The 15,098-nt window shown below is 44.8% G+C and carries 14 protein-coding genes; 9 read left to right on the top strand and 5 right to left on the bottom strand.

Translation table 11 applies throughout. The annotated features are described in order from the left end of the window. Positions 1-6: 6 nt before the first annotated feature. Genes hemW through panC form a run of 3 tightly spaced genes read right to left on the bottom strand, consistent with a single transcriptional unit; the run spans position 7 to position 2,365 of the window. On the bottom strand, positions 7-1,137 hold the full coding sequence (gene hemW, locus C7Y71_RS02380) for a radical SAM family heme chaperone HemW (RefSeq protein WP_193215947.1): 1,131 nt from the start codon (positions 1,135-1,137) through the stop codon (positions 7-9). A gap of 31 nt (positions 1,138-1,168) precedes the next feature. Further along, positions 1,169-1,513 (bottom strand): aspartate 1-decarboxylase, encoded by a 345-nt coding sequence (panD, locus tag C7Y71_RS02375; protein WP_111898925.1) that lies wholly within the window; start codon positions 1,511-1,513, stop codon positions 1,169-1,171. A 3-nt stretch (positions 1,514-1,516) separates the two neighbouring features. Then, positions 1,517-2,365: a pantoate--beta-alanine ligase gene (panC, locus tag C7Y71_RS02370; protein ID WP_111898924.1), complete on the bottom strand. Its 849-nt coding sequence runs from the start codon at positions 2,363-2,365 to the stop codon at positions 1,517-1,519. Between the two features lie 213 nt (positions 2,366-2,578). Here panC and C7Y71_RS02365 point away from each other — a divergent pair, with 213 nt between their 5' ends. The 6 genes from C7Y71_RS02365 to C7Y71_RS02340 all read left to right on the top strand — a co-directional run bounded on the left by C7Y71_RS02365 (position 2,579) and on the right by C7Y71_RS02340 (position 9,272). Then, positions 2,579-3,124, top strand: a complete 546-nt coding sequence (locus C7Y71_RS02365; RefSeq protein ID WP_111898923.1) for an RNA polymerase sigma factor — start codon at positions 2,579-2,581, stop codon at positions 3,122-3,124. A 10-nt stretch (positions 3,125-3,134) separates the two neighbouring features. Then, entirely contained in the window at positions 3,135-3,929 is a 795-nt protein-coding gene (locus C7Y71_RS02360) for a hypothetical protein (protein ID WP_111898922.1), read from the top strand. Positions 3,930-3,944: 15 nt separating this feature from the next. Beyond that, complete coding sequence (locus C7Y71_RS02355) at positions 3,945-5,051, top strand: hypothetical protein (RefSeq protein ID WP_111898921.1); 1,107 nt, start codon at positions 3,945-3,947, stop codon at positions 5,049-5,051. A 516-nt stretch (positions 5,052-5,567) separates the two neighbouring features. Continuing rightward, positions 5,568-6,377 (top strand): glycogen/starch synthase, encoded by an 810-nt coding sequence (locus C7Y71_RS02350; RefSeq protein WP_111898920.1) that lies wholly within the window; start codon positions 5,568-5,570, stop codon positions 6,375-6,377. 34 nt (positions 6,378-6,411) lie between these two features. Then, positions 6,412-7,878 carry a DUF4270 domain-containing protein gene (locus C7Y71_RS02345; RefSeq protein WP_111898919.1) on the top strand — a complete coding sequence of 489 codons (1,467 nt, stop codon included), beginning with the start codon at positions 6,412-6,414 and terminating at the stop codon, positions 7,876-7,878. Between the two features lie 221 nt (positions 7,879-8,099). After that, positions 8,100-9,272: an RtcB family protein gene (locus C7Y71_RS02340; RefSeq protein WP_111898918.1), complete on the top strand. Its 1,173-nt coding sequence runs from the start codon at positions 8,100-8,102 to the stop codon at positions 9,270-9,272. Positions 9,273-9,523: 251 nt separating this feature from the next. On the opposite strand, the gene C7Y71_RS02335 is transcribed toward C7Y71_RS02340, so the two are convergent. Beyond that, positions 9,524-10,456, bottom strand: a complete 933-nt coding sequence (locus C7Y71_RS02335) for a ribose-phosphate pyrophosphokinase (RefSeq protein ID WP_111898917.1) — start codon at positions 10,454-10,456, stop codon at positions 9,524-9,526. A gap of 72 nt (positions 10,457-10,528) precedes the next feature. Beyond that, complete coding sequence (locus C7Y71_RS02330; RefSeq protein WP_111898916.1) at positions 10,529-11,125, bottom strand: beta/alpha barrel domain-containing protein; 597 nt, start codon at positions 11,123-11,125, stop codon at positions 10,529-10,531. A gap of 1,015 nt (positions 11,126-12,140) precedes the next feature. Here C7Y71_RS02330 and C7Y71_RS02325 point away from each other — a divergent pair. From C7Y71_RS02325 to C7Y71_RS02315, 3 genes are read left to right on the top strand one after another with little or no spacing between them, the layout of a single operon-like run. Next, complete coding sequence (locus C7Y71_RS02325) at positions 12,141-13,136, top strand: AAA family ATPase (protein ID WP_111898915.1); 996 nt, start codon at positions 12,141-12,143, stop codon at positions 13,134-13,136. A gap of 8 nt (positions 13,137-13,144) precedes the next feature. Continuing rightward, positions 13,145-14,017 carry a DUF58 domain-containing protein gene (locus tag C7Y71_RS02320; protein ID WP_111898914.1) on the top strand — a complete coding sequence of 291 codons (873 nt, stop codon included), beginning with the start codon at positions 13,145-13,147 and terminating at the stop codon, positions 14,015-14,017. A gap of 2 nt (positions 14,018-14,019) precedes the next feature. Next, positions 14,020-15,093 (top strand): BatD family protein, encoded by a 1,074-nt coding sequence (locus tag C7Y71_RS02315; protein ID WP_111898913.1) that lies wholly within the window; start codon positions 14,020-14,022, stop codon positions 15,091-15,093. The last annotated feature ends 5 nt before the right edge of the window (positions 15,094-15,098 follow it).

The following is a 15,098-nucleotide window of genomic DNA, read 5'->3' as shown; positions in this document are numbered from 1 at the left end:
TATTTTCTAATCGATAATGATGTAGTCGGAAATGACGTCATCGGAAGTAAAGAGCGCACGTCGCGTCAGGCGCAGTATAGAACCGTTTTTCTCAACTAACCCAATCCTCAAGTGTCTTTTCGCAACCTCGTTCACGAAGCGTGTCCTGTTCCTGCCAAAGCGTTCTTCCAGACTCTTCAGGTCAAGCCCCTCGCGCGTGCGCAGTGCCGTGAAAACGAAGTCATTGTACTTATCTTTCTCGTTAAGCACCTCAAGAGTGTGCCCGGTTAGTCCTTCCGAAGCAATGTATCCCTCCAGGTCTGAAGCATTCCGGCGGCGAACATCCTTGCCGTCGTAGGAATGAGCGCTGGGACCAACTCCAATGTAAGGCGTATCGTTCCAATACGACGAATTATGACGTGAATGGTAGCCTGGCTTGCTGAAATTGGAAATCTCATAGTGCCCAAAACCCTCTGCTTCACATCGCGAACAGAGCAAGTCGTACATCCTGAGTGAAATCTCATCGTCAGTTTCTTCCACAAACCCTTCTTCGTGCATCCGCCATAGTGCAGTCTCCCTCTCAAATGTAAGAGAATAAGCAGAAAGATGCGAAATGGGTAACCCAAAAGCGCAGTTGAGGTCTTTCTGCCAACCATCAATACTCTGACCCGGAAGACCATATATCAGATCGATGCTGATGTTGCCTATGCCGCAGTCGGAAATCTCGCGAACAGCAGCCCTGGCTTTATCGGAGTTGTGTCGCCGGTGAAGAAACGATAATATCTTATCATCGAAACTCTGCACACCCATACTCATCCTGTTCACCCCCATGCCCATCAATGCTTTCACAAAGGCCGTGCTCACGTCCTCCGGATTGGCTTCAAGTGTTATCTCGGCATCGGTCTCTACAGCGTAGTTGGCATGTATCGTGTCGAAAATGCGCAGAAGTTGGCGGGTCGGAAGTTGAGAGGGGGTGCCGCCGCCAAAGTATATCGTGCTTATGCTGTTGCCGCAAGCCTCATTACTCCTCGCTGCCAATTCGCTGCATAGTGCCGTAGTGAAACGCTCTTTTACTGCATCACCTTGAGTGCTCGAAAAGAAATCGCAATAGATGCATCGCGACTCACAGAAAGGGATATGGAGGTATAGTGCAGTCAAACCAATCGCGATGTAGTTCCGGTATCAACGCTTAAACGCGGTTGTTTTCGTCGGGGAATATTACGCGTGGTTTCCACTGCGCTGCCTCTTCGGGTGTCATGTCGGCATAACTCATGATGATGACGACATCACCGGGTTGGAAACGCCGGGCTGCAGCACCGTTCAGGCAAATGCAACCACTGCCCCGATCGCCGGGGATAACGTAGGTCTCTATGCGCTCCCCATTGTTGTTGTTTACCACATGGACATGCTCGTGAGCCACAAGGCCGCAAGCCTCCATCAGCAAACTGTCGATGGTGATGCTGCCCATATACTGCAAATTCGCCTCAGTAACTGTGGCGCAGTGAATCTTCGATTTCAGCAATTTTATGGTCATGGCTCATTTGTACTTGATATTGTCTATAAGTCGAACAGGTATGCTGCCGCAATACACCGTGATGCAACCCACCACATGCAAAGCGTCGGCCCAGTCTGATATGCTTTGAAGTGTGTCGCCGTCAACAATCTCGTAGTATTCCACTTCCAGTCCTTCGATGCTGTTGAGGCGGTCGATGACGCGCTGGCGGGTTTCGTCAACGCTGTGATTCTTGGCATATCTCAGGCTTGAATGCAACTCCTTATATATATTGCAGGCAGTCTTGCGCTCAGTTTCTGTAAGCAATGTGTTACGACTGCTCATAGCAAGGCCGGACGCTTCTCTCACAATGGGGCAGGGACGAATCTCAATATTTAATTTCAGGTCGTTCACCATAGCGCGAACCACTGCAATCTGCTGATAGTCCTTCTCACCTAAATAGGCGCGGTCAGGCTCAACAAAATAAAACAGTTTGCTCACTACCTGACAAACACCGTTGAAATGACCGGGACGACGGCTGCCCTCCATTACCACATCGGTGGGAGGATAACTGAATACTCGCGTGTCTGGCTCGGGATATACTTCCTCCACACTCGGTGCAAAGACACAATCGGCATGAAGACTTTCTAAAAGAGCACAGTCCGCATCAAGTGTACGGGGATATGTGCGCAAATCGTTCTTATTGTTGAATTGAGTGGGGTTCACAAACACGCTGACAACCGTGCAATCGTTTTCTTTAACACTTGTGCGAACAAGTGAAGCATGACCCTCATGAAGCGCACCCATCGTTGGTACAAGACCTATCGTCTTGCCTTCCTGGCGAGCGCCGGAAATATACCGGCGGAGCGCACGAACTGTTGTTACAACTTCCATCTTTTTTCTTGATAGTCGCTATTTGCCGCAAAGTTAATGCATTGAACCCGAAAGGCAAAATCTATCAATTAACTTTTTGAATTTTAGCGTTGTATAATGCTTGTTTTGACAACTTAATAAGACATAATTGCTTTTTTAGAATAAAAAAATATGGAGTAGGTGTGTTATGTTTTTTAGTTTTCTGCGTTATATAAGTAGAAAGCATTAAGCGGAATGAACGCAAACGAACTGAAAAAAGTCATAGACACTGCAGCCGCAGGTAGAGAAGAGGGCTACCGAAAACTCTTCTCTGAGTTTGGTGGCATTGTGTTTTCGCTTATAAGCCGCATGGTGGGAGATACTGCAGATGCAGAAGAACTAACTCAGGATGTTTTTCTTAAACTCTTTGGTACATTACAGCACTATCAACAGCAAGGAGTAGGTTTCGCTGCGTGGATTAGGCGTATAGCCTATAACAAAGCTATTGACCATCTGCGTCGGACACGCCCTAATACGATTTCGATCGATGATGTGCCGGGCTTTCAATTAAGTGTTGAGAATGAAGAAAATGTGAATGTTTCTGAGTTGAAAATCGAGCAACTTATGCAAGCTATCGCAAATCTTCCTGAAAAAGACCGAACATTGTTGCATCTGTTTTATATTGATGACCTGCCCTTGAAAGAAATTGCTTTCATCACTTCAACTGATTCCACAACTTTAGCTATGCGTTTATCGCGCATCAGACAAAGACTAAAAAAACAATTAGCATCAACACTCTAAAATTAGAACAATGGAACGCGATAAGTTTAATAACGATATCACCGAGGCATTGCGCCGCACACTTGCCGCACCGCCCGAAGGCATGACTGAGCGATTCATGGAAAGACTTCGCAAAGAAAAATACATCACGAAGACATTTCAGAAGAAACGCAATGTGATGCTATGGATTGCGTTACCCTCATTGGTTGCTGCCGCTGCCGCTATCTGTTTTGTCGTTCTTTTACCAACAAAAAAAATCCCAACGGAGCAACAGGGTGAAGTTCGCATCGCCCTAATTACGAAAGAGCCTCAACATGTAACCTTACCCTCACAGATTGCTTGCGAGCATGCTTACGAGCAACCAGAAGCAATGAAGTCGGTAAAAAATAGCAAAAGCGTAAAGGCTCCTAAAGTGAAAATGCTTAGAGCCGTTGAAAATGCAGTGCAATGGACAAGTAATTCTACAACAGAAACGGTTAAAGACGTTATTTTATCGGCAGATACACCACAAGTTGCGGAATTTACATCACAAGAGACTATAAACGCAGAAAAGCATCTCATGGTGCATGCAGAAACCATTGTGAATAGTCCTGCTACACCCCCTTCTGTATCTGAAAGTTCAATAAATAAAATAAAGGGCTCGCAACCAGGCTACACTCCTGAAGAAATACAGCTTATGAGGCACGCAGAGCAAGTTCGCCTTCAAGCGCTTTTGTATGCTGCAGAAATTACGCAAGAAAACATCATAGCTTCTCAACTACAAAATTCCGCACGTTCAAGACATAAGCAAACACAAGAAGAAAAACCTATTATTGTTAATATTTAATCAAAACGCAAAATTATGAAAAAGTTTATCTTAACTGCAATGTGTGCCATTACAGCCATTGCCTCGCTCAACGCACAAACAAATATCGAAAAACTCTATCAACGTATTGCTTCCGACCCAAAAATAGCCGTACACACGAGCATACAAGTGGATCGCAAACCTGGCGCAGATGTAACGGGTAAAACTTCCATGTGTGAAATCAATAGTTTCGGAATTCATAAACCCGATAAGAAAAACCGCTATAGATATGCAGAGTATGGCAGACAATATGTTACAGATCTTGCCGCAGCTATACAGGCTGAAGCGACTAACCCCCTATGCTATCGTGTTGCATCCTATAATATTGGAGATCGTGGCGCACCCCGGCAATGGAATCTACTCTATGGAGATGATGCTTCCCAATATATAACAATAGGAGAAAACAGGGGAAAAAACTATATTTTCGCCTGTATTATTGACGAAAAAAATCCTGGCTATCGTACGTGTTATGCCTTAGAATGGTATGAATATGAATTTGGAAAAGATATTTTTTGTAAATTTATGCGACTCTATGCTAAGATGCCAACCGAAGCAAATAATGAAGGTAAAGTCTCATATAATGGTAAAGTTTCATACGACCAAAATTCCTTTGATAAAAAAATCTTGGAAGAATATGGATATTTAGAACCCTTTTTTAGAGACATGAAAATTGATGAAAGTGGTGTAACTATTTTTTCATTAAATGGTGATAAACCTATTCCTTTGGATAGTTTAGATGTTTTTTTCGCTAAAAAAATGGGTGTAGATAATGGAGAAGGAAAAGTGCTTTCCACTATTTTGTTACCCTACCACAAGGCAAGTAGGGCACAACGAACAAAACAATTTTTTCAATCTTTCAATGCTTTGACTGATAGTTGGATGAAAGGAGACTACCAAACCAATTCTACACTACCTGTAAGTATATACACGATTATAAAAGATGCCGTTGAAGCAGATCTACTCAATAAAGATGAAATGGAATTTGTAACCAATCAGCTCGCTTCAATGCTTGTTCATGGTGATGATGAAAATGAAACCGCTTGCAATTATCTTTTATTGGCTCAGAAATTATTACAATCGGCGAGAAGTGGTAGATTCAAGTAGCAAATGCGCGAACTAGTTGTAAAATAAACTATTCACTTTTTAGGTTTTACCAATAGGTATGAATAAATAAGATTTGGTTATAATAAATAATAAACATGAATGAAGCCAGATAACCCGTGAGGGCATCTCGGCTTTTGTTTTATATCAGTAACAATACATTTTATTGAAGTTTATACTTAACCCATTGGCGGAATTAAATCAGTGCGTATTTAATTCTTCCTATGGGATTGTTGTTGATGAAATGATGTACTGTAATACGGTCATCGCACTGATTTAATTCCGCCAACGGGTTAGCATATTTTGATAGTTGGTTCAAATATACTTTGCAAAGATAAGAAAAGATCCCTTTCTCTGTATTTGTTCCGAATTTTTAAAAAAAAAATATTAACTTTGCATTTCCAAATATAGTATGTGAACACACGAGGCAGTGTGTGAAGTCGTCTATAAACCATAAATAATAAAATGTACGAGGTGATTTGTCTAAATCCGCCCGCTATAAACTACTAAATTTTTCAGATGGACGTAAAGAAAGTTTTATTCATCAACCAGGAAATGTCGCCTTATCTACCATCGTCTCTGATGTCCGATACAGGTAGATACTTACCCCAAGCCATACAGCAATCAGGATGTGAAATACGTACATTCATGCCAAAATGGGGATGTATCAACGAAAGAAGAAATCAGTTGCACGAGGTGATACGACTAAGTGGAATGAATATTATCATAGACGACACAGATCACCCACTCATCATCAAAGTAGCATCCATTTCTGCAGCGAGAATGCAGGTGTATTTCATCGACAACGATGAATACTTCAGAAAAAGAGGCATGATTGCTGAAGCAGACGGAAAGGAATGTCCGGACAACCTTGAGAGAGCCGTGTTCTACGCAAGGGGTGTCATAGAAACTACAAAAAAACTCTGCTGGGTGCCTGATGTGGTCTATTGTCAGGGATGGATGGCTGCAATAGCACCTTACCTGCTCAAAACAGCATATAAGGACGACCCCGCTTTTGCAAATGCTAAGGTGGTGTTCGCTGCATACGAAGATTTTCCCAAACTTCAGCCACAACCTAATTTCCCTAACTGCCTGAATTTCAAAACCGCTACAAGCAAGGATGTGGAGAAAAAAGGAATAAAACTCGATGAGCCGGATGCACTTTGGAAATTAGCAGTAGAGTATGCCGACGCACTCATCGTTGGTGAAGAAGGCGTAAACGAAGAACTCATCAAAATGGCGCAAGAAAAGAATCTGCCCATTCTCATGAAACCTGCGGCAGAAAACATGGGAGAATCGTATGGAAACTTCTTCAACGCATTGGGTTAATTATCATACCAGACTCACCGCTCAAATAAAAACAATGAAAAGCAAAGTATTTCTGTTGGCAGTAGTCCTATTAGGACTCGTTGCCTGCGATGATACTACGGAAGACATAGGCGCCAGCGTCCTGCCGGAAATCGATAAGGTGGAAACAACTAATGCCACCTACCAAGTCATCTCACGTTCTGTAATGGCTGACTCCGTGTTGGCGAACACCAGCAACGCATACCTCGGAGCAATAATCGACCCGGAAACACATGCCATGACGCAGTGCAGTTATATGGCGCAGTTCAACATACAGGAGGACTTCAGATTCCCTGACAAGCAACTGATGAACTGCGATGAAAACGGAAGGCCGATTATCGACTCTTGTGAAATACGCATATTCATGTCGCAATACTACGGCGACTCGCTCTCAACTATGAAGATGAGAATAAGAGAACTCGACCGTAACAAAATAATGGAAGAAGGCTGCAATTACTATACTGACTTCAAACCGCAAGACTACCTCGGAGAAAATCCGGCAGTGGACAAAACCATTGCATACGCCATTTGCGACCTCGGAGATAATACCACACAAGCCACTTCCACATCATATCGGAACATCAGGGTGAAACTTCCAGTGGAGTATGGCAGATATATTGTAGAGAAGTATTATGAAAACCCGCAATACTTCGAAAATGCATACCAGTTCATACACAACGTATGCCCGGGCTTCTATTTTGAAACAGTAGGTGGAGTAGGGGCACTCGTCTGCTCCCCGGTAACGACGCTGAGCATCTATTTCAGGTATTATGAAAACAATAACGCCGAAAGAAATCTCGTAGCAGGCTATCAGCGTATGGCTGCAACAGAGGAAGTCATACAGAATACGGTCATCGACAACGATATTCCGCTCTCACTTGTCAATCCCGACAATGATTACACAATGATTAAGTCGCCCGCCGGAATATACACCGAAGTGGAACTCCCCGTCTCCGACATCGTGGCGGGAGAGCACTACAACGACACTATCAATAATGCTACACTCGTGTTCCGCCGCTACAACAGCGAATCATACAGCCTTTATTCATTAGAGCCACCCACAACGCTCGTCATGCTCAAAAAGGCGGAGATGTACAACTTCTTCGAAGAAGGGAAACTGCCTGATAACATCAATTCATTCTATGCTGATTTCTCCAACAACGCATACAGTTTCACCAACATCGCACGCCTCATACAAAACATGAAGCAGACGCGAGACAATGGCGCAGGCGTGTTACCAACCGACACGGAATCGAAGAGAAACGCTAAATATCAGGCATGGGAAAGCGCAAATCCCGATTGGAACAAGGTGGTATTGATGCCAGTGAAGGCGGAATACACCACAGTTACTGCCTACTACCAAACAAATAAAGTGCTAACACGAATGAGAAACGAACTCGGACTCTCCAGCGTGAAAATTGAAGGGGGACTGACTAACGCACCAACAATGACTGTCGTTTACAGCAACTTCAATAATAAGTAAGAAAGAAAAGTACAGAATTGTATAAGAATTAAAGGCAGGGCCAGTGGTCCTGCCTTAATTCTTATTAGAATCAGCCTCTTAAGCCGAAGAATTCTGGAAAACCCGGAAAACCCGGAAAAAACCTAAATTTTCCTAAAAAAACTCAAAAAAAACTCTACTACGCAGAAAGACTGCGCACATCCTCTCTACCTTTGCACCGAAATCTAAAAAAAGAAGGAAAAATGAATGTAAAGTTAATCAACAACAGGCCCGTCAAAATTTGGACGGATGAAGTGGAAGAGTCGGCAATGCGTCAGATAGAAAACCTCACGACACTACCTTTCCTCTTCCACCACCTCGCCATCATGCCCGACGTGCATGCAGGCATGGGGATGCCTATCGGTGGGGTGCTCGCATGTAAGAACGCTGTTATACCCAACGCCGTTGGGGTGGACATCGGATGTGGAATGTGTGCTGTAAAGACCAATTGGAAAGTGGACGAAATTCCAACCGTGGTACTGCGAAAGGAAATTATGAAGGGAATACGTGAGCGCATACCACTGGGAATGAACCACCACGCTGAAGCACAGGATGAAAAATACCTGCCCCAGGGACATGACATCGACAAACTCAAAGAGGTGAAGGGACGTCAGCATGCCATACGCTTTGAAGTAGGCACCTTGGGCGGGGGCAACCACTTCATCGAACTGCAGAAGGATGAAGAGGGAACGCTTTGGATAATGATACACTCCGGCTCACGCAACCTTGGAAAGCAGGTGGGAGATTACTACAACAAAGTCGCTGCCGAACTGAATGAGCGATGGTATTCTGTGGTATCTCCGGAACTCAAACTGCCTTTCCTCGCGCGTGAAACAAAGGAGTTTGGTATGTACTGGAGTGAAATGAACTATTGCATCGACTTCGCCTTCTGCAACCGGAAACTCATGATGGAGCGCATAGAAGAAGTATTGGCAGACACCCTGGAAGGTATAGAATTTGAGCCCATGATCAATATCGCTCACAACTATGCCGCCATTGAGCACCACTTCGGCTGTGATGTCATAGTACACCGTAAGGGGGCTACACTGGCAAGGGAAGGGGTCATTGGTATCATACCAGGTTCGCAGGGCACGGCGTCATATATAGTAGAAGGACTGGGCAATCCTGATTCCTTCTGTTCATGTTCACATGGTGCCGGGCGTGCGTTGTCGCGCAAGATGGCAATTCAGAAACTTGACATGAACAAAGAAATCGCCCAACTCGAAGCCAAGGGTATCGTGCACGCTATTCGTAACCAGGATGATATGCAGGAAGCGTCCGGTGCCTACAAGGATATCGAAACGGTCATAGCAAACGAGGCAGACTTGGTAAAGGTGAAAACCCGACTCCTGCCAGTTGCCGTGATCAAGGGCTAATAAGGCACAATGACAGCAAATCGGTCATTAGGATAATCAAACAGAGAAATCCTAATGACCGATTCTTATTTCTACTTAACCAAACTTTCTGAAGTTATTGAAGTTATCGAAGTTATCGCTTCGCTCGTAGTTAACGGCATTACCTTATGCTGATGCCTTTCTGTATTTTATTATTTATCGGTCTAAAGTTTCGTCGCTAACTTCTTTAACTTCAAGCAAGTGGAACTTGCGGAACTTAATACCTAAATCTACTATATCAGGTATTGGTCCGAAATACTGCGGTTTTCCATTACGCAGCGGATGGTATCTGCCACAAGTTTAGAGCATGAAATCTGTTTTACTTTGCTGCAAGTACCCTTGTATGGAATAGTGTCTGTAAATACCATCTCGGTCAGGGCGCTGTTCTCAATGCGTTCGTCGGCAGGACCCGACATGATGCAGTGAGTGGCAATGGCACGTACAGTGTTAGCACCATTCTCCAGCATCAGGTTCGCAGCCTTGGCTATCGTGCCAGCGGTGTCCACCATGTCATCCACAAGGACCACGTCCATGCCCTCAACTTCACCAATAATCTGCATGGTAGCCACCTCGTTCGCCTTCTTGCGCTGTTTGTTGCAGAGCACCAGCGGGCAGTCCAGATACTTGGCGTAGGTGTTGGCACGCTTGGAACCGCCAACGTCTGGCGTAGCAATGCAGAGATTTTCCAAATTCAGCGATTTAACGTAGGGCAGGAAAATCGAAGAAGCGTAAAGATGGTCAACGGGAACATTGAAGAAACCCTGTTCCTGGTCTGCATGGAGGTCTAATGTAATCAGGCGGTCAATGCCCGTAACACCCAGAATGTCTGCAACAAGTTTCGCACCAATCGATACACGTGGCTTGTCCTTGCGGTCCTGACGCGCCCAGCCGAAATAGGGAATGACGGCATTGATACTCTTTGCAGAAGCACGCTTGGCAGCGTCAATCATCAGTAGAAGTTCCATGAAATTGTCGGCTGGAGCAAATGTGCTCTGGACAAGGAACACGTCGCGACCACGGACAATCTCTTCGTAGCAAACTTCAAACTCGCCATCTGCAAAAAAAGTGGTCTGCATCTTGCCCATAGGACAATCAAGTTCCTTACAGATCTTTTCGGCAAGATACCTCGAATTAGTGCCTGAAAATACGATGAAATTGGAATTCATTGCTTTGTGTTTATGTTTAGTTATAAATTTTTACATTTAAAAATCCCGAGCCATAATGGGGCTCGGGTGGTGTCAGCAGTTCTTTCTGATTTTGCGGAAATAGCCGGTAACGTCCTTGAAATCGTCGCTCGAATGCAGGTCGAAACGGTTCCAGATGCACCCATAAAGCACGGCACCTCCAAAACCTGCGCTCTTTATGGCGCCAATGTTCTCCAGTGAAGCACCACCCATATACATCAACTTGCTGTCAACCACCTTCTCCTTACTATATTGCTCAAAAAGCGCTTCGTCAACACCCGACTGAATAGTGCCTGTCTCGGGAGTGGCAGGACTCAGTATCATGTAATCCACACTCTTGCGCAACTGACGCGCATCATCAAGCGTAGTAACGGAACAACTCGTAGTGCCCTTGAACTTTTCAGGAGGATTGTTGCGAGGATTAAGGTGGATGCCCTTGAGTTTGTATTCGTTCTTAAGATAATAATGGTCGTGAACCATGATGCGCTTGCGAAACTCTTCAGGAATCAACGACAGCAAACGCTCGGAATAAACAGGCTCCGTATGAGGCTTCCGAATATGAAGAATATCCAAACCCTCATCAAAAAGCGCAGTAAGAATCTGATGCTCTTCAATGAAGAAATTAGGAGTCGTCATTAAAATGAGTTTCATACAGAGAAAAGTTTACAACTGCAAAGATAATGATTTATCACGAATTAGTGCTTTAAAATCAAATCACAAACCAATGATTTTTAACATTACTGCCCAATTTGTAAAACCGACTGACAATTTTGACAACCTGTTTACAAAAAAAATGACTTAAGGGGCATTCAAGGTGTTCATGGCGTTCACGGTGTTCATAGCGTTCACGGTGTTCACGGTGTTCAGGTGTTCACGGTGTTCACATTCCTATAGCGTGAACGCGTGAACACTTGAACAAAAACAGATACTTAACAAACTGAATATCAATTATTTTTATATAACATTGGGTGTTCAAATACACCTGAAGCGTGAACAACTGCCGAACAGCAACTATAGATTCTACGGATAAATTCGGTAGTCTGGACGTTTCCCAACAGTTGCCGCTATGGCAGTCCCGGAGGGACGCAACAACATAGGCTGGCGTGAAAGGAGCGAAGCGACTGGAACCCCTGTTATATAAAGTAACGTTTCATGAGCCCAGTATGGGCGGCACAGTATATTGTCATCACCAAAATTTGCACAATTCTGTATCGCTCCGTTGAAGTTTATCCTTAAAACCGTAGTATCACATACCGACTTTATCGCTGACGCCAACTCTGAACTGTCAATGATAATTTATATGAATCAATAAAATCAATAAATAAGAGAATAATTCTTTAATTCTTTAAGTCTTGATAATTTTTGTATTATATCAGAAAATACCGTGAACACCAGTTTGTATTATACAAATACTTGATATTCATTTTGTTACTTGATGATTTAAGCGAAAGTGTTCACGCGTTCACGCTATAGGAATGTGAACACCGTGAACACCTGAACACCGTGAACGCCGTGAACGCTGTGAACGCCGTGAACACCCTTATACGGATAAGACAATACGGAAGCAAAAAGTCGTACCAATTTGTGGCGCTCTTCGGATTTTTTATATTATTTTTGCTTGTTTTTAGAAAATCCAAGAATACGAAATAAAAAACAAGTTCATAATATGGCTACAAATGTAGATATTCAGGCATTGAATGCTGAAATAGAAAACCAGTCGGCATTCCTTTCAGAACTCTCTGATGGTATGCACAGAACCATCGTAGGACAGAAGCATCTTATCGATGCACTCCTCATAGGACTTATCAGCAACGGACACATCCTGCTTGAAGGTGTGCCCGGACTGGCAAAAACACTGGCAATAAAGACTCTGGCGCAACTGATTGATGCGAAATTCAGCAGAATTCAGTTCACACCCGACCTTCTCCCTGCCGACGTCATAGGCACACTCGTCTATAGTCAGAAACAAGAGACGTTCAGCGTGAAGAAAGGTCCCGTCTTTGCCAATTTCCTGTTGGCAGACGAAATCAACCGCGCTCCGGCAAAGGTGCAGAGTGCGCTCCTCGAAGCCATGCAGGAACGTCAGGTAACGATTGGCGAAGAAACATTCCCGCTGCCGGAACCCTTCCTCGTTCTTGCCACACAAAACCCCATCGAACAGGAAGGAACCTATTCGCTCCCCGAAGCACAGGTGGACCGCTTCATGATGAAGGTGGTGGTGTCCTATCCATCGCTTGAAGAAGAGAAGCAAATCATCCGTTCACAGATTGCTGCAGAACAGCCCGAAGTTCAGCCGGTCATCAGCATCGGGAAAATTCTCGAAGCACGCGAAGTCGTCAAGAAGGTGTATGTGGACGAAAGAATAGAGCAATACATCACCGACATTGTCTTTGCATCGCGCAACCCTGAAAAGTACGGACTGCCTGCGCTGAAGAACTATATCAGTTTCGGTGGCTCACCCCGTGCAAGCATCAACCTCGCCATTGCAGGGCGCACATGTGCTTACATGAAGCACCGTGGTTATGTCATCCCAGAAGACATTCGCGATGTGGCATTCGACGTTCTGCGCCACCGCATAGGCCTGACCTACGAAGCCGAAGCCGAAAACATTACAGCCGACACAATAATCAAAGAGATACTCAACAAGGTACAAGTGCCTTAATACCAACGATGCAAGATACCGTTGAACTCCTGAAGAAAGTAAGGCGCGTAGAATTCAAGACGAAGGCGCTGACCAACAATATCTTTGCCGGCGAATATCATTCCGCGTTCAAGGGCAGGGGTATGTCATTTGCAGAAGTGCGGGAATATCAGCCGGGCGACGATGTGCGCGACATAGACTGGAACGTTACGGCACGTTTCAACCGGCCTTTCGTCAAAGTGTATGAAGAAGAGCGCGAACTTACCGTGATGCTGCTTGTGGACATCTCCTCAAGCCTCGATTTCGGCACGCACCGACGGACACAGCGCGAACTCGTGGCAGAAATGGCTGCCACATTGGCATTCAGTGCAACACAAAACAATGACAAGATAGGAGTAATTTTCTTCAGCGACCGCATAGAAAAATTCATACCCCCTAAAAAAGGACGCAAGCACATTCTCTATATTATTCGCGAACTCCTCGCTTTCCCTACAGCCAACAGGCGGACAAATATCAGTGTGCCTCTCGAATTCCTTATGGGAGCAATCAAGAGAAAATGTATTGCGTTCATCATGAGCGACTTCATCGATGATGCCGATTTCAGCCGACCACTCACCATAGCCAACAGAAAACACGATGTCGTGGCACTCCGGGTGTACGACAAGCGAATGATAGCACTGCCCGACGTAGGACTGATGAAGGTGCAGGACAGCGAAACAGGACAGACACAATACATCGACACATCGAGCAAGACAGTGCGCGAAGCACAGCGGAAATGGTGGATAGAGTCCTCGAAAAAATTGGCAGAAGTTTTTACCAAAAGTGGTGTGGATAACGTCGATGTAGTAACCGATGGCGATTACGTCAAGGCATTGATGAAATTGTTTTCAAAACGAATCTGAAAATGAAATCTTATGCAATAAAAATACAGATGCTGATTCTGGCTGTGCTATCTACTATCGCAGTGCAGGCACAGGTAAAAGTTGAAGCCGCGCTCGATTCAGCACTCATACACATCGGACAGCAGACAACCCTGACCGCAAACATCGCAGCGCCAAATAACCAAGTTGTTAATTTTCCTCAAATCGAAGAAAGCGCACAAATAGTTCCGGGTATAGAAGTGGTGGCTGTGGGAAAAATCGACACTCTCGCTGCGGACAATGGCTTAAAACTGAAAAGAGAATACATACTCACTTCTTTTGATTCAGCAAACTATCAGATACCCCCATTTGAAGTAGAAGTCTCAGGAAAACGATATCAGTCTGCAAAACCGATGAACCTGAAAGTGGTATCCGTACCTGTGGACACGACACATCTCCAGAAGTTCTTCTCCGAGAAAGACGTGGTGGATGCGGACTTCGAATGGTCGCCACTATTTTGGGCATTAGTTCTGCTTTTGCCACTTCTCGTCGTGGCAGATGTCTGGCTCCTGCGAAGAGCGAAGCGAAACAAACCCATCAGGAAAAAAGTGGTGGTGCAGCCAAAACAACAACCGCACAGCAAGGCAATTGATGAAATCAATGCCATAAAGCAAACGGAATTTGTTACGAAAGAAGAAGAGAAAACATACTACGTAAAACTCACCGACACACTGCGCCGATACATAAAAGAGCGTTTCGGGGTGGATACGGAAGAAAAAACTTCTTCAGAAATCATACAGGCGATGGAACAGGTGAATGATGAGACCGCTCTGGCAGAACTCAGGGAAATACTTTCCACTGCCGACCTCGTGAAGTTTGCTGACCTCTCCACGTCGCTCTCTGAAAAAGACCGCAACTTCATGCAAGCACTCGACTATGTGAACAACACGAAGGCGGAGGCGCCAGAACCTGAAAAACCTGTCGTCAAGGAAATCGTACTCGAAGAAGATGCCATGAGGCGCAGGCGCACCCTGCGGTGGACACTCATCACGCTCCTCTCAATCATGGCAATAGTGCTCTGCATATACCTCTGCATCGAAATCTACGAAATGTTATAAAACCG

Origin of the sequence: Pseudoprevotella muciniphila (assembly GCF_003265305.2) — a bacterium.
Taxonomy (GTDB): Bacteria; Bacteroidota; Bacteroidia; order Bacteroidales; family Bacteroidaceae; genus Alloprevotella; species Alloprevotella muciniphila.
This window is presented reverse-complemented; position numbering and strand designations above follow the sequence as displayed.